Raw genomic sequence first — 12,825 nt, forward strand, 5'->3', positions numbered from 1 at the left:
TACGGCCGGATGATCGTCCCATCCCGCTTACGGATAGTCCAGCTTCCCGGCCTTGTTATTAATAGGATACTTCGCGGCCAGCTTCTCATTCACATCCACCCCAATGCCCGGCGCCTCGTTCACATACAGATAGCCCTTCTTCAATTCGGGGCTGCCCGGAAAAACTTCCCTCAGCTGATCCGAGAAGAACACCGACTCCTGGATGCCAAAATTCCAGATCGCCAGATCGATATGACAGTGCGCTGCATGTCCCACGGGCGAGACGTCTCCCGGTCCATGCCAGGCCGTCTTCACATTACAGAACTCACCCAGCCGCGCCACCTTCATCGCCGGCGTGATACCGCCGATCTGCGAGACATGGCACCGGATATAGTCCATATAGTGGTTCTTCATCGCCCCCACGAACTCATTGGTATTATTGAACAGTTCCCCCATCGCAAACGGGACCGTCGTGCTCTCCCGCAGCTGCTTGAACCACTCCATGTTCTCCGGCGACACGGGGTCTTCGATAAAGAAGGGATTGTATTCCTCCAGCCGCTTGCACATATTGATCATATCGACGGGCTGTATCCGTTCGTGCGTATCGTGCAGCAGATCGATCTCCTCCCCACAGCGCTTGCGCACTTCCCGGAACAACTTCGGCACCGCCTGCACATAGGCCACCGGATCCATAAAGTCGTCGGTTGCCTTGCCAAAACCTGCATCCCGAAAATCCGGCTGCTGCGCCAGATACAGACTGCCATACCCGCCCTGCTGTATCCGGATATAGCGGAATCCATCGTCCATATACTTCTTCACCTGCTCGGCACACTCCTCCGGCGTCTTCCCGTCCGCGTGCGCATAGGCGTCGACTGCAAATCTGGCCTTGCCACCCAGCAGCGCGATACACCGGCATCCCAGCCCGCTTACCCTTGATATCCCACAGCGCCTGGTCCAGACCGCTGAGCGCATTGTTCAGCACCGGCCCGTTGCGCCAGTACGAGCTGACAAAGCACGCCTGCCACATGTCTTCGATATTGTCGGCGTTGCGGCCGACGCAGAAATCGTTCAGGTAATTGTTGATGGCCGTGACCACCAGCTTCGGCGCGCTGGGTGAACGTCGCGCAGCCGATCCCGTAAAGACCCGGCTCCGATGTCTCCACCTTTACCATTACCAGATTGGCCCCCTGCGGAGCCGTCGCGATAGCCTTGACCGACCGTATCGTTACGGGCGGCATACCGGCCGCATAGCGCGGCGTCCCGGCCTCGGCCTTTACTCCACCAACAAGGACCCCGGCGGAACCAAGCCCCGCCATCTTGAGAAGATCACGTCTATTCATATGTAAGCTGATTTATTTTCACGTCGCTTGCCCGTTCGGCCGGGGTCACCACCGGGCCCGTAACTTTCCCGTTCACGATCTTGCCTTCCACGGTCGTATTATAGGGCGCATGCAGTCTGAATTCTCCATCCCATCCCTTCGGCCACGCCGGCAACAAATAGATATTTTTCCCCTCCGTCTGCATCAGCATCTTCTGCAATCCGTTCTCTCCATTTCCCCCATTGTCCTCATCGGGCTCATAGTCATGGCCTCTGACCCAGAAGGCCGGGAACTTCAGCTTCGGGTCCTTCCTCGTCAGCGCATAGTGTACATAGTCCTTCGCCACACCCGCCTCACCCAGATAGGCTGCCTGTATAGGGTCCTGGTTCCAGCAACCCTTCTCGCGGAACTTCCGCAGCTCGAACGTATGCCTGGCTAATAAAAAATCCGGCTTCCCCAGACCATACAACCGGAAAGGATAGATCGCGTACAACTCGGGATTCTCCAGATTGCGCCCCTTTGCCGTTTGCGGACCCGTATACGGCAACAACCGCCGCGCAGAATCATCCACCGGCAGCGGAGGCACCACTCCCAGCAACCGCCTCCAGTTCTCTTTCATTCCCGCACCAACCACTCCATCCGGCAATTCCAGCATCCTCGGTATCACCGCACGCAAACCCGCAATATCCGGTGCCGGATTATGCACCTTCCAAAACATCTCGATAGAATTATCCGGGTCCAGCAATAGCTTACCATGTGTGTCCCGCCCAAAATGTTCATCGAAAAATAGCAAACCGGCCGAAGCTACCGGTACCAGATACTCCCTGGCAAAACCCGCATCCTGCGTATACTCATAATAGTCGAGCATCATCATGCTCAACTCGAGGATCGGCGTAAAATAATGTCCCGTCCAGTTTTCCTTTACCTCGGGTCCCATATACGGCACCCCGCCCCAGAAAGGCGTCGTCTCCTGAAAATACGCGCCGCCATGGCCGTAATATTGATGCACCTGCGCCGCATTCCCAGGCAGCATTTTCAAATACATCCTAAACAGCGGCAGCATCATATCATAGTCCCCAGCCATCAACCGCGGCCAGTACATCGGCCTCGTATTCTGAAACCAGTACATCCCCCCATCCGCGATAGTCGGGATTCTTCTCGCCTATGGTAAATATCGAACCATTGAACTTTATCGGGTAAGCTCCGCGACCCGCGCATGCCGTAACAAATCTTTGTAAAATATACCCCCTCGTCGTCTGGGCCGCCGCAGAATCCCCGTCGCCACGATCCAGCTGCGATCCCAGAACCGCACCCACCACTTCCGATGCGCCGCACGCGCGGCCTCAATATCCGCCTTGACAGCCACCTGCCTCTTCAAAAGCGACCCCCACTCATCCCCCTTCGCCGTCAGCACATTGATCGTCGCTACACTCCCCTTCACGGCAATATTTCCCCCAAAACAAATATCCCGCAGCGCCGAATCGATTCCCTCGCTCCGATTTCGATGAAACCACACTGTCTCACCCTTTCTCTCCAAAACACTATCCCCCTTCCTCCAGTCCTCAAGGCTCACCGTTAACTTCCTGCTCCCTTCCACCCTGATCACCGGATGATTCGCATCTACCCATACGCGATAGCTGGCGTCCCCTTCGGTCACCTCGATCTCCCCCTCGCGAAGCCTCAACACCTGCCGAAAATTCCTCATATCACCCCCCGCCTTCACCCTGATCCGTCCAACCTTCGACAAGATTCCCCCCTGCTTCATCCAGCCGTCCATACCCGGTTCGACCTGGTCCCCCAGGCGTCCGTCTTGCTGATATAGAACACGAGGTCTCCCCCGGGCTCAACCCAAAGGTTCAGACCGATATCCCCGTTCCCCAGCGGCATCGACTCCGCGGGACCCGGTCCGGGTTCCGTCCATACAACATTAAATGAATCAAGTCCGGGCTGCGCAACACCCCAAAAAGGCGAGCCTGTCAAAAAAGCGCAAAACAAAAGCAACAGCGTCGGTCGGGTTGTATTCACTGGCATGATCGTTAATCCAGCCAGCAAATAAGCGTTTGGACCTTAACAGGACGGCTAATTAATGCTTAATTGCCAAAGAATCCGGAGATTTTTCGTGTTTATACTTGAACACCAGCGGAAAAACGATCCCCAGCACCAGCGCGTACCCCGCAAAAGTAAACCAGATACTGTGCCAGTCCTTTACCCCGTTGACCGTAAAATGATCTACTACCCATCCGCTGCACTTGGTGCCGAACCAGGCCCCAAATCCATTGGTCATGATCATGAAAAGTCCCTGCGCGCTCGCCCGCATGGTGATCGGCGCCTCCTTTTCGATAAAGAGGGCCCCGGATATATTAAAGAAGTCGAAAGCCATGCCATAGACGATCATCGAAAGCACCAGAAATAACAGCCCGCTGCCAGGGTTGCCGATGCCAAAAAAACCAAAGCGGAAGACCCATGCAAAAATGCTGATCATCATCACCGTTTTGATGCCAAATCGTCGAAGGAAGAAAGGAATGGCCAGAATGAACAGGGTTTCCGACACCTGTGAGATAGAGGCCAGAATATTGGGATGCACCACGGCAAATGTCTGCGCATAGGAAGGATCATTGGCAAAATCGCCCAGGAACGCCAGTCCAAAGGCATTCGTGATCTGTAAAGCAGCCCCCAGGAACATCGAAAAAAGAAAGAATACCGCGATCTTGCTGTTCCTGAACAGGACAAAGGCGTCAACCCCAGCGAAGAGACGAGACTTTTCTTTCTCCCCGTACGGACAGGCGTACAGGATGGCATCGTAAAAGCATAAATGCCGAGGACCAGCGCCGCCCCGGCGCTGATATATAATTGCATCGCGTTGGCCGTCCAGTGCAGAAGATCGACTACCCACATGGCGCAGATAAATCCTATCGTTCCCCATACCCGAACCGGAGGAAACTCCTTTACGACATTAAACCCCTTTTTCTCCATGACGATAAAGGACACCGTATTATTCAGGGCGATCGTCGGCATATAGACCATCGAATTCAGGAGCATGATCATATACAGCATCGAATAGCTGGTCACCGTAGAAGCCCATACCAGCAGCACCGCCCCGATCAGATGACAGAGCCCTAAAACCCTTTCCGCATTCAGCCACCGGTCCGCAACGATACCCAGCAAACCAGGCATAAACAGCGAGGCAACCCCCATGGTTCCATAAACGCCGCCGATCTGGCTGCCCGTAAAATGAAGCGTAGCCCCCATATACCTCCCCATGGAGATGAGCCAGGCGCCCCAAACAAAAAACTCCAGGAAATTCATCACAACCAGTCGGAACTTGATACTCACTACGGTTACGTTTTAATGACGGAAGATAATAATTAATGGTTAATTTTGCTGAATAATTCAATAGCAATGGACACTACCGCCATCACTACCCTTTTGGCAACCACCAGCCCGGATATACGATCGATCGGAGAGAAAGTCATCAGGCAGGAAAGGATCACACCCGCAGAAGGCATCCTGCTGTTCGAAAAAGCCAGCCTTCCCCTCCTCGGCGCACTCGCCAACTTCGTCCGCGAGCGGAAACACGGCAACAAGACCTATTTCAACCGAAATTTTCATATCGAGCCGACCAACGTCTGCGTCTTCACCTGTAATTTCTGTTCCTACTCCCGCGTCTATGCGCACCGCGACGAGGGTTGGGAGCTGTCTCAGCAGCAGATGCTGGATATCGTAAAATCCTACGACGGCAAACCCGTCACCGAGGTCCATATCGTCGGCGGCGTCCATCCCAAAATGAATCTCGAGTTCTTCGCCGAGCTGCTTAGAAAGATAAAGGCCCACCGCCCCGACCTGCACATCAAAGGCTTCACGGCCGTCGAACTGGACTATATGTTCCGCAAGGCCAAACTCACAGTCGAAGAGGGCATGAAGACCCTCCATGCTGCGGGCCTCGACTCCATGCCCGGCGGCGGCGCCGAGATCTTCCACCCCGAGGTCCGGACAGTCATCTGTCCCGACAAGGTCGACGCCGACGGCTGGCTCAGTATCCACGAGACCGCCCATCGCGAGGGCATGCACACCAATGCCACGATGCTGTACGGCCACATCGAGACCTATGCGCACCGGATAGACCATATGAATAGGCTGCGCGAGCTGCAGGATCGCACCGGCGGCTTCAACACTTTCATCCCCCTGAAATTTCGGAACAAAGACAACGATATGAGTAATGTCCCCGAACTCTCCGTGGTCGAGGACATGAAGTTGTACGCGGTAGCACGTCTGTTCATGGACAATTTCCCTCACATCAAGGCCTACTGGCCGATGCTGGGTCGCAAGAACGCGCAGCTGACCCTATCTTTCGGCGTCAACGACCTCGACGGCACCATCGACGATACCACGAAGATCTATTCGATGGCGGGCAGCGAAGAACAAACCCCCAGTCTGTCAACAGCCCAACTCGTCGGGCTGATCAAACAGGTAGGCCGCGAACCCGTCGAACGCGACACCCTCTACAATGAAATAAGGAATTTTAAGGACGTGGACCTTGCCACCATGGAGCTCGACCCGACCCTTAACTAGGTCAGTCGTTTCCCTACGCAGGCTTCCGCCCAACTTGGGGTAACCTTTCAAACGAGGCTCTCCCTCATCGCCACCGACAGGCTCCCTCACGGGGTCCTAACGGTCATTCCGGTCATTCCCTTCCTCGGGCTTGGGGCGCCGGTCCTTGGCTTCTTTGATGTTCAGCGGGCTGTGGGCCAGCATCTTTCCCTGAAGGGCGGCCATAGCCTGTTTGGCATGATCGTCTCTCATCTCGACGATCCCTCTTCCCCGGCTTAGTCCGGATATCGGATCAATCACGATCTTAGTATACTCCACCCAGCCATAGGGGTTAAACAGTCGTTGCAGGTCAAACTTGTCGAACTCTCTGGGGAGTCCCGAAATAGTCATTCGCATTGCGCAAATATATACCGTTTCCCCCTCATATCATAATTCCACCACCCTCCACCCTTCCCTTCGTCCCATCCAGGTCCCCCAATACCCTCCCCGAGCCCTGCCGTCCCTCACTTTTGCCCCTTCCCCTCCCAAAAAACCACCAATTTTGTCCCCTGTCCAAAATCGACCACAATCAACCATCAAACCACCAGTCTACCCATCCCCCAAACAACCGTCCGCTAACCACCCATCTACCAAACACCATCCCCATGCCGATCCTCCCATCCACCCCCGCCGACATCCCCCAGATCCACGAGATCATCAACGACGCCGCCACCGCCTACAAAGGAATCATTCCCCCCGACCGCTGGCACGAACCCTATATGTCCCTCCCCGAGCTCCACTCCCAAATCGCCGACGGCGTCAATTCTACGTCCACGTCGAAAACACTACCCCTGTCACCTCCCCACCGGCGGCACCGTCACCCCCAACCTCACCCCCAGTTCCCCCACATAATGGGCGTCATGGGCATCCAGCACAAATCCGACGTCACCCTCATCCGCCACGCCTACGTCCGCACCGTCCATCGCAACAAAGGCATCGGCTCCCTCCTCCTCACCCACCTCACCACCCTAACCACCAAACCCATCCTCATCGGCACCTGGGCCGCCGCCACGCAGGCCATCGACTTCTACAAAAAACACGGCTTCCACCTCGTCACCCCCCACCAAAAAGAACTCCTCCTCCGTAAATACTGGTCCATCCCCCTCCGCCAGATCGAAACCTCCGTCGTCCTCTCCAATCAACCCTAACGCGGCTCCCCGCTTCCACGTAACGCGGATTTTTAGTAAATTAACTCCCTGGCAAGAGCAAAGAACATTTAAAGATCAGTACTTTAAATCCAAATAAAATGGGATACATTAAGGAACCAAAGGGTGTAGATTTCGTAGTAGAACCACATGTGGTAACGAACGAAGACAAGAAAATAATCAGCGATGCCATTGCACACTACAAGGCTACGGGAAAATTCAAAAGAGTGCCCAAGCCTAAAAAGGCGCGGCAGACGACGAAGAAAAAGGTTAAAAAGTAATGGGCAATGTTGTCTGGCGCTGTCCTTGTCAACGACAATCCACTCATTCCTTTCTTTCTCAAACCAAATAACAACCCTATTCCTGCCTTCCTTCAAACTTGTTTCTCCGACACCACGCTCCGCAAACATTCATTCAACTCCGATATATTCCTGCAATGACCCTGGCATGGCTATGGCCATTTTCGGATTCCCAACCTACAAATACTTTCGTGTCCTTCTCCACCGATCGAGACTAATAACCTCTCCCGATTCAGTATCTAAAAATTTCACAACCAACCCAGCCTTATACACTAGAAATTATAATACGTTTCAAATCTAAGTTCGCTATCATATCCCGCCTTCACCCAATAGTACGGCCGTTTCGCACGCGGCCGCTCAACTATCATCAATGATATCCCATGCTTATGTTTGTGAAATCGAATCAATAAATCTCCCCTTTGCCTGGACTTCCGGCAGGCGATAAACCTTATCCAAAACCCGACTCTCTATTGGTGTATCTCCCCCATCAAAATAGCGCCCGTCATTTACTCGAAAATTGTCAAAAGTCGCCGCCCCTCCACAATAATGGAAACTTTGAAAAATACAAAGCATGGCAAACATTCGGCAAAACATAAAATTATAGGTTTCACATAAGACCAAAATAATCTACCCAGCCACCAACATAGATGAGGTTTATCATCCAACCCTATGCCGGCACCCTCGTCGGAAACTCGAATTTCCACGGCAACACCGCCCCTAATTACATTTATTCCCAACACCCCTGCGTCCTTTATTAAACTATCCCCGGGCAGCACATATTTCCAAACCCCGTTTTCGGGTGGAGTACAATAATAGATATTTCTAAGCGTATCAACTCCTCCGGCCTGCTTGAATATGATAAAGCCAAAACATCCAGTCTGCTCTTTCGATTTGCTTACAACAACCCCTCTGATTTTCCGTGGCTTCAGCTCAGAATTTACATAGTCGGAATAATTTGGCAAAAGAAAGCATCCCGTCATCAATATAATCTGCGGCCACCATAGCAAAAGCAGTGGGCGTTTCGCACTTCTGTAAAACCTTAACAATCCTTCTTTGAACATACAGAACTCATTCAATTTTCTTAAAAATGGTTCACAACACACTACTCCCCTTGTCCGACCTATAATAAATCTACTACTATTCCCGCCAAAACAAAAGGAACCCATTTCTCGAGTTCGCTTAATTCCGTTATCCATAACCGTAAAACCAAAATCTAACGTGTCTTATTAACCATTTCCCTCGCCGCCCCAACCGGATCCTCAAACGGCGGCCCCGCCGCCGCACCCCCTCTTCATCACCTATTTCAATATAACTTCCACCACCGGGATCGCGATATTCGGCTTCCGCTCCGGCAGCAACAGCGTGACATCGTTTCCATCCAGCTTCGTCTTGATCTCCGAAGCATCATGCGGGAACTGCACATACCGTATCTTATCACCATACCCGGACAACACCAGCTGATGCCCGTCCGGATATTCCATTAAATGCACGTAAAGCCGGTGAGTCGCCTTATTATAGGTCAAACGCGTATTCTCCGGCGCCTTGAACTCCTCCGGCGCATAAGTACAATTATAAATAGCCTTGCTGTTGGCATGCATCCACAAGGAAAGACTGTCCAGCGCACTCTTCGCCCGGTAGTCAAATTCCCCGCGAGGCAGTCGGCCCCTACATTCAGGATCAGATTGCCCCCGTTGGCAGTAGAAGTGATCAGCAGGTCCAGCAGCTTGTGATCGGTCTTCCAGCTATTCTCATCCCGGTAGTATCCCCACGAGCCCGAAAACGTCTGACAGGTCTCCAGGTCTTCCCCCTGTACTTGACCAGCTCGGCAGGCGATACCTGCTCCGGCGTCACAAAATCGCCCCCGTCGGCATAGTCATCCAGCCCCAGACGATTATTGATCAGGATCCCCGGCTGCAGCTTACGAACCAGCTTCACCAGCTCTTCAGCCCCCCAGTCCTCCGCGTGCTTGCCGCGTTTGGATTCTTTTCCCCAGGTCCAGTCCAGCCAGAGCACGTCGATCTTGCCATAATTGGTCAGCAGCTCGGTTATCTGGTCGCGCAGATATTGGCGGTATTTGGCCATGTTCCGGCCCTTGTTCAGCCGGTCATAGTTCGCCTGGCTGGTATCCACCTGCGTCAGCGGATGAACATCGTCCATCGTATAGTCCGGGTGATGCCAGTCCAGCAGCGAGTAATAAAACCCTACCTTCATCCCCTGCGCCCGGAAGGCATTCACATATTCCCTCACCAGGTCGCGATGAGCCGGCGTATTCGTCGCCTTATAGTCCGTATATTTCGAGTCGAACAGACAGAATCCGTCATGGTGCTTCGTCGTAAGAACGGCGTACTTCATTCCCGCCGCCTTCGCCTGCTTCGCCCAGGCCGTCGGATCCCACTGGTCCGGGTTAAAAAGTCAAAATACTTCTGATACTCCTCATTGGTCATATGCTCATTGTGCTTCACCCACTCATGCCGCGCCGCCATCGAATAAATACCCCAGTGGATGAACATGCCAAACCGGTCATTCGACCACCAGGCCATGCGCTGCTCTTTCGCCGCCGCACTCTCGGAAAACAATCTTTTGGTTGGAATCGTGGCGTCGTTGTTCTGGGCCTGCCCCTGCGAAACAGTCACCGATAACGCGATCAATAATATCCCTATCTTATTCATATGTACAACTTTCCATAAACTTCCGGATCGGCGTCCACTATTTCTGCTTTGCAATTACCTTTTTTCTTCAATTTTACCTAAATTGCCATATGAGAGTCGTACGCACCGAGACTACGCTTCTGCACAATAGCAGACTGTCCGTCATCGACAGGGACGAAGACTCCTTCAACCCCGCCTTTCATTTCCACCCCGAACTCGAACTGGTGCTCATAAAGGAAGGCAGCGGCCGGCGCATCATCGGCAACAGGGTCGACCGGTTCGAAAACGGCGATATGGTCTTTATTGGAGCCAACCTCCCCCATATCTGGCTGAACGACGACACCACGAGCGAGCGAAGAGCCCGCTCCACAACCGTCCAGCTTCCGGAAAGAAATATTTAGCGGTGAGTTTTATGACCTGAAAGAATCGAGAGACCTGGCCCGCTTCTTCGCGCTGGCTGCCAGAGGCATACAGGTGACAGGCGCCACCCGCGACAAGATCAGCCGCAAACTGGACATACTGGTCACCCGCCGTGGATTCCGCCGGATCCTCCTGCTGCTCGAGATCCTGCACATCCTCTCCACCTCCCCCGACTGCCGCTGCATCACCGACGAGGTCTATACCCCCGACAACCCCACGGACGCCAAAGACAGGCTAAGCGAGATTTACAGGTATACACAAACCAACTACCACAGGGACATTTTCCTGAAAGACATCGCCCGGATAGCAGGACTCACGCCCCAGAGCTTCTGCCGGTGGTTCAAAAAAGCACGAACAAACATTTCTTCGACTACCTCAACGAAGTGCGCATCTTCAACGCCTGCGAAATGCTCATATCGCTTCCGACGCCCCCGTCGCCGAAGTCGCGTACAACTGCGGCTACAACACCGTATCCAACTTCAACAAACTATTTAAGGAGGCCACCGGCCTCACCCCCGGCCAGTTCCGGAAAAATTCAGTCGCCGGAAAAATCCTCGTTCAGGGGATTGAGCCATGCGAACCGCAAGGGCATCTCCGGATAAGTTTCAGTAAAATATCCGATATTTTACCTTGTTTTCCGTAAAATTATCTGGATTTTTTTACAAGAATCCCGAAAAATTATCAACTAATTCAAATTCCTGTATTCACTCGGCGACTTCCCCGTCTTGGCCTTGAATATCTTGGTAAAATGCGAAGGATGCTCGAACCCCAGTTCATACGCGATCTCGCTGATCGACTCCTCCGTCCCCCACAACAGCGACTTAGCCCTCTCCACCAATTCGAGATGGATATGCTCCATCGTACTCTTCCCCCGTCGACTTCTGCAGCAGGTCCGAAAGATAATTCGCCGACAGATTCAGCTTCGACGCAAAATACGCGACGGAAGGCAGCCCGGCTTCTATCAGGCTGCCCAGCCCGAAATAGTCCTTCAATAGCACTTCGAACCGTTGCACCACATCCGAGTTCACCTTCGCGCGGGTATAGAATTGCCGGTCATAGAACCGGTTGCAATAGTTCAGCAGCAACTCGATATTGCTCACGATCAGCCCCTGAGTATGCTTGTCGATCCCATGATTGTACTCCCCGGCGATATTAGCCACACAGTCTTTGATGATCTGATCCTCCTCTTCCGAAATATGCAGCGCCTCGTTCACCTCATAGTGAAAGAACGAATACTGATGCATCTTCGCGCCCAGCGCTGTGCCGTGCAGCAGATCCGGATGAATAAACACAGCCCAACCCTCGTCCACCCTGCAGTCCGGCCCCTTCCCGATCACCTGTCCCGGCGCCGTGAACATCAGAGAGCCTTCCCGAAAATCGTACTGGCTCTTCCCATAGTGCAGCAGACCCTCGAACTTCTTACAGGAGATCGTATAGAACCCGAACCGGTAGAGCGCTGCTTCCGCCGGCCTCTCGACATAAAAATCATTATGATCGATCACGCTGATGAGTGGATGCCGCGGCGGCGGACGCTTTACCAGCGCGTGCAGATCACCGATCGACTCGATCTCCGTAATGGATTGGGCTGTTTTCTTCATACTCTTATAAATTTAGATCCCCCGTCTGACCGATCATCATCTTCTTGAATTCTACGTCGTCCATCTGCTTCCGGGCTTCCAGCATCGGCAACGCGTCATGTCCCACAGGATAACGCAGCTTCTCCGTCCCGTCCGTAGCGGCCTCAAAGATAACATCCGCCACCTCTCCAATGTTCTCCGACATCGGCCATTGTTCCAGCAGCCGGATCATACCATCGAACGGCCCCTGGTAGTCTGCCAGCCCCCAACCCCATACAGTGCCATCGACCGGCCGGCAAAATTGGTCTTATAACCGCCCGGCTCGACGATCTTCAGCCGTATACCCAACGGATTCAGCTCATACTGAAGCGATTCCGTCAATCCCTCGACCGCAAATTTGGTGGCATGGTACAGCGAGCTAAAGGGGAACGTCAGCCTTCCACCGATAGAAGAAACATTGATGATGACCCCGCTCTTCCGCGCCCGCATCCCGGGCAGAACCGCCTTCGTCACCTCGATCAGTCCAAAAAGATTGACATCCATCTGCTGACGGATTACTTCCTCCGGAGCCGCCTCGAGCGCGCCGAAGGCGCCATAGCCGGCATTATTGACCAGCACGTCGATCCCCCCGAACTCACGCACACCCGCGTCGATCGCCGCCCGGACGCTCGTCTTATCCGTAACATCCAGCCGGACCACTTTTACCCCTTCCAGCCCCGAAAGCTCCGTTTCCTTCTCCGGCGAACGCATGGTAGCGATGACATTCCAACCTTTATTCGCAAAAAGCCTGACAGTCTCCCGGCCAAAACCCGAAGACGCCCCTGTGACTAATACTGTCTTTTTCATAATGT

At 53.5% G+C, this 12,825-nt stretch carries 20 protein-coding genes and 2 pseudogenes; 6 read left to right on the plus strand and 16 right to left on the minus strand.

What is annotated here, in order from left to right; genetic code table 11:
- Positions 1–27: 27 nt before the first annotated feature.
- From ACQ86N_RS27575 to ACQ86N_RS27600, 6 genes and pseudogenes are all read right to left on the minus strand, one after another.
- Positions 28–951 carry an enolase C-terminal domain-like protein gene (locus ACQ86N_RS27575; RefSeq protein WP_431209856.1) on the minus strand — a complete coding sequence of 308 codons (924 nt, stop codon included), beginning with the start codon at positions 949–951 and terminating at the stop codon, positions 28–30.
- A pseudogene (locus ACQ86N_RS27580) lies at positions 944–1,075 on the minus strand (bifunctional D-altronate/D-mannonate dehydratase); the annotation flags it as partial. The gene ACQ86N_RS27575 and the pseudogene ACQ86N_RS27580, both read right to left, overlap by 8 nt.
- Positions 1,076–1,311: 236 nt before the next feature.
- Positions 1,312–2,427 (minus strand): glycosyl hydrolase family 95 catalytic domain-containing protein, encoded by a 1,116-nt coding sequence (locus ACQ86N_RS27585; RefSeq protein ID WP_431209857.1) that lies wholly within the window; start codon positions 2,425–2,427, stop codon positions 1,312–1,314.
- 60 nt (positions 2,428–2,487) lie between these two features.
- A complete protein-coding gene (locus ACQ86N_RS27590; RefSeq protein ID WP_431209858.1) occupies positions 2,488–3,063 on the minus strand; it encodes a DUF5703 domain-containing protein in 576 nt (191 codons plus the stop codon).
- Positions 3,060–3,329 carry a DUF5703 domain-containing protein gene (locus tag ACQ86N_RS27595; protein ID WP_431209859.1) on the minus strand — a complete coding sequence of 90 codons (270 nt, stop codon included), beginning with the start codon at positions 3,327–3,329 and terminating at the stop codon, positions 3,060–3,062. The genes ACQ86N_RS27590 and ACQ86N_RS27595 overlap by 4 nt, the downstream gene beginning before the upstream one ends.
- A gap of 52 nt (positions 3,330–3,381) precedes the next feature.
- Positions 3,382–4,604: pseudogene (locus tag ACQ86N_RS27600) on the minus strand (nucleoside permease).
- A 93-nt stretch (positions 4,605–4,697) separates the two neighbouring features.
- Here ACQ86N_RS27600 and mqnE point away from each other — a divergent pair.
- Complete coding sequence (gene mqnE, locus ACQ86N_RS27605) at positions 4,698–5,867, plus strand: aminofutalosine synthase MqnE (RefSeq protein ID WP_431209860.1); 1,170 nt, start codon at positions 4,698–4,700, stop codon at positions 5,865–5,867.
- A gap of 96 nt (positions 5,868–5,963) precedes the next feature.
- Here mqnE and ACQ86N_RS27610 read toward each other — a convergent pair whose 3' ends face one another.
- Positions 5,964–6,242: an RNA recognition motif domain-containing protein gene (locus ACQ86N_RS27610; protein WP_431209861.1), complete on the minus strand. Its 279-nt coding sequence runs from the start codon at positions 6,240–6,242 to the stop codon at positions 5,964–5,966.
- Between the two features lie 248 nt (positions 6,243–6,490).
- Here ACQ86N_RS27610 and ACQ86N_RS27615 point away from each other — a divergent pair, with 248 nt between their 5' ends.
- Together ACQ86N_RS27615 and ACQ86N_RS27620 are read left to right on the plus strand one after the other, a co-directional pair.
- The gene (locus ACQ86N_RS27615) at positions 6,491–7,033 is read left to right on the plus strand and encodes a GNAT family N-acetyltransferase (RefSeq protein WP_431209862.1); all 543 of its coding nucleotides are present in this window, start codon (positions 6,491–6,493) and stop codon (positions 7,031–7,033) included.
- Positions 7,034–7,131: 98 nt separating this feature from the next.
- Positions 7,132–7,311, plus strand: coding sequence for a hypothetical protein (locus ACQ86N_RS27620; RefSeq protein ID WP_431209863.1), 180 nt, complete (start codon positions 7,132–7,134; stop codon positions 7,309–7,311).
- Positions 7,312–7,835: 524 nt separating this feature from the next.
- Here ACQ86N_RS27620 and ACQ86N_RS27625 read toward each other — a convergent pair.
- The 5 genes from ACQ86N_RS27625 to ACQ86N_RS27645 form a co-directional block, all read right to left on the minus strand.
- A complete protein-coding gene (locus ACQ86N_RS27625) occupies positions 7,836–8,390 on the minus strand; it encodes a hypothetical protein (RefSeq protein WP_431209864.1) in 555 nt (184 codons plus the stop codon).
- 237 nt (positions 8,391–8,627) lie between these two features.
- Complete coding sequence (locus ACQ86N_RS27630) at positions 8,628–8,927, minus strand: hypothetical protein (protein ID WP_431209865.1); 300 nt, start codon at positions 8,925–8,927, stop codon at positions 8,628–8,630.
- A complete protein-coding gene (locus ACQ86N_RS27635; protein ID WP_431217620.1) occupies positions 8,849–9,127 on the minus strand; it encodes an alpha-L-fucosidase in 279 nt (92 codons plus the stop codon). Before ACQ86N_RS27635 ends, ACQ86N_RS27630 begins: the two co-directional genes overlap by 79 nt.
- On the minus strand, positions 9,037–9,681 hold the full coding sequence (locus tag ACQ86N_RS27640) for an alpha-L-fucosidase (protein ID WP_431209866.1): 645 nt from the start codon (positions 9,679–9,681) through the stop codon (positions 9,037–9,039). Before ACQ86N_RS27640 ends, ACQ86N_RS27635 begins: the two co-directional genes overlap by 91 nt.
- Positions 9,678–9,998, minus strand: a complete 321-nt coding sequence (locus tag ACQ86N_RS27645) for an alpha-L-fucosidase (RefSeq protein ID WP_431209867.1) — start codon at positions 9,996–9,998, stop codon at positions 9,678–9,680. The genes ACQ86N_RS27640 and ACQ86N_RS27645 overlap by 4 nt, the downstream gene beginning before the upstream one ends.
- A gap of 89 nt (positions 9,999–10,087) precedes the next feature.
- On the opposite strand from ACQ86N_RS27645, the gene ACQ86N_RS27650 reads away from it, so the two are divergent.
- The 3 genes from ACQ86N_RS27650 (at position 10,088) to ACQ86N_RS27660 (ending at position 11,040) form a co-directional block, all read left to right on the plus strand.
- The gene (locus tag ACQ86N_RS27650; RefSeq protein ID WP_431209868.1) at positions 10,088–10,378 is read left to right on the plus strand and encodes a cupin domain-containing protein; all 291 of its coding nucleotides are present in this window, start codon (positions 10,088–10,090) and stop codon (positions 10,376–10,378) included.
- A 73-nt stretch (positions 10,379–10,451) separates the two neighbouring features.
- Complete coding sequence (locus ACQ86N_RS27655) at positions 10,452–10,892, plus strand: hypothetical protein (protein WP_431209869.1); 441 nt, start codon at positions 10,452–10,454, stop codon at positions 10,890–10,892.
- Positions 10,813–11,040, plus strand: coding sequence for a helix-turn-helix domain-containing protein (locus ACQ86N_RS27660; RefSeq protein ID WP_431217621.1), 228 nt, complete (start codon positions 10,813–10,815; stop codon positions 11,038–11,040). Before ACQ86N_RS27655 ends, ACQ86N_RS27660 begins: the two co-directional genes overlap by 80 nt.
- Before the next feature lie 42 nt (positions 11,041–11,082).
- Here the strand turns inward: ACQ86N_RS27660 and ACQ86N_RS27665 are convergent, their stop codons facing one another.
- The 4 genes from ACQ86N_RS27665 to ACQ86N_RS27680 are packed head-to-tail and all read right to left on the minus strand — an operon-like array spanning position 11,083 to position 12,820.
- Positions 11,083–11,256: a helix-turn-helix domain-containing protein gene (locus ACQ86N_RS27665; RefSeq protein ID WP_431209870.1), complete on the minus strand. Its 174-nt coding sequence runs from the start codon at positions 11,254–11,256 to the stop codon at positions 11,083–11,085.
- The gene (locus ACQ86N_RS27670) at positions 11,219–11,995 is read right to left on the minus strand and encodes an AraC family transcriptional regulator (protein ID WP_431209871.1); all 777 of its coding nucleotides are present in this window, start codon (positions 11,993–11,995) and stop codon (positions 11,219–11,221) included. The genes ACQ86N_RS27665 and ACQ86N_RS27670 overlap by 38 nt, the downstream gene beginning before the upstream one ends.
- Before the next feature lie 4 nt (positions 11,996–11,999).
- On the minus strand, positions 12,000–12,206 hold the full coding sequence (locus ACQ86N_RS27675; protein WP_431209872.1) for a hypothetical protein: 207 nt from the start codon (positions 12,204–12,206) through the stop codon (positions 12,000–12,002).
- A complete protein-coding gene (locus ACQ86N_RS27680) occupies positions 12,203–12,820 on the minus strand; it encodes an SDR family oxidoreductase (protein WP_431209873.1) in 618 nt (205 codons plus the stop codon). Before ACQ86N_RS27680 ends, ACQ86N_RS27675 begins: the two co-directional genes overlap by 4 nt.
- Positions 12,821–12,825 lie beyond the last annotated feature (5 nt).

Source organism: Puia sp. P3 (assembly GCF_050632245.1).
Classification (GTDB): Bacteria; Bacteroidota; Bacteroidia; order Chitinophagales; family Chitinophagaceae; genus Puia.

Coding starts and splice junctions, on each gene's coding strand:
- ACQ86N_RS27575 (WP_431209856.1), bottom strand. CDS start 951: ATGCGCTCAGCGGTCTGGACCAGGCGCTGTGGGATATCAAGGGTAAGC.
- ACQ86N_RS27585 (WP_431209857.1), bottom strand. CDS start 2,427: ATGTACTGGTTTCAGAATACGAGGCCGATGTACTGGCCGCGGTTGATG.
- ACQ86N_RS27590 (WP_431209858.1), bottom strand. CDS start 3,063: ATGAAGCAGGGGGGAATCTTGTCGAAGGTTGGACGGATCAGGGTGAAG.
- ACQ86N_RS27595 (WP_431209859.1), bottom strand. CDS start 3,329: ATGCCAGTGAATACAACCCGACCGACGCTGTTGCTTTTGTTTTGCGCT.
- mqnE (WP_431209860.1), top strand. CDS start 4,698: ATGGACACTACCGCCATCACTACCCTTTTGGCAACCACCAGCCCGGAT.
- ACQ86N_RS27610 (WP_431209861.1), bottom strand. CDS start 6,242: ATGCGAATGACTATTTCGGGACTCCCCAGAGAGTTCGACAAGTTTGAC.
- ACQ86N_RS27615 (WP_431209862.1), top strand. CDS start 6,491: ATGCCGATCCTCCCATCCACCCCCGCCGACATCCCCCAGATCCACGAG.
- ACQ86N_RS27620 (WP_431209863.1), top strand. CDS start 7,132: ATGGGATACATTAAGGAACCAAAGGGTGTAGATTTCGTAGTAGAACCA.
- ACQ86N_RS27625 (WP_431209864.1), bottom strand. CDS start 8,390: ATGTTCAAAGAAGGATTGTTAAGGTTTTACAGAAGTGCGAAACGCCCA.
- ACQ86N_RS27630 (WP_431209865.1), bottom strand. CDS start 8,927: ATGCATGCCAACAGCAAGGCTATTTATAATTGTACTTATGCGCCGGAG.
- ACQ86N_RS27640 (WP_431209866.1), bottom strand. CDS start 9,681: ATGAAGTACGCCGTTCTTACGACGAAGCACCATGACGGATTCTGTCTG.
- ACQ86N_RS27645 (WP_431209867.1), bottom strand. CDS start 9,998: ATGAATAAGATAGGGATATTATTGATCGCGTTATCGGTGACTGTTTCG.
- ACQ86N_RS27650 (WP_431209868.1), top strand. CDS start 10,088: ATGAGAGTCGTACGCACCGAGACTACGCTTCTGCACAATAGCAGACTG.
- ACQ86N_RS27665 (WP_431209870.1), bottom strand. CDS start 11,256: ATGGAGCATATCCATCTCGAATTGGTGGAGAGGGCTAAGTCGCTGTTG.
- ACQ86N_RS27670 (WP_431209871.1), bottom strand. CDS start 11,995: ATGAAGAAAACAGCCCAATCCATTACGGAGATCGAGTCGATCGGTGAT.
- ACQ86N_RS27675 (WP_431209872.1), bottom strand. CDS start 12,206: ATGATCCGGCTGCTGGAACAATGGCCGATGTCGGAGAACATTGGAGAG.
- ACQ86N_RS27680 (WP_431209873.1), bottom strand. CDS start 12,820: ATGAAAAAGACAGTATTAGTCACAGGGGCGTCTTCGGGTTTTGGCCGG.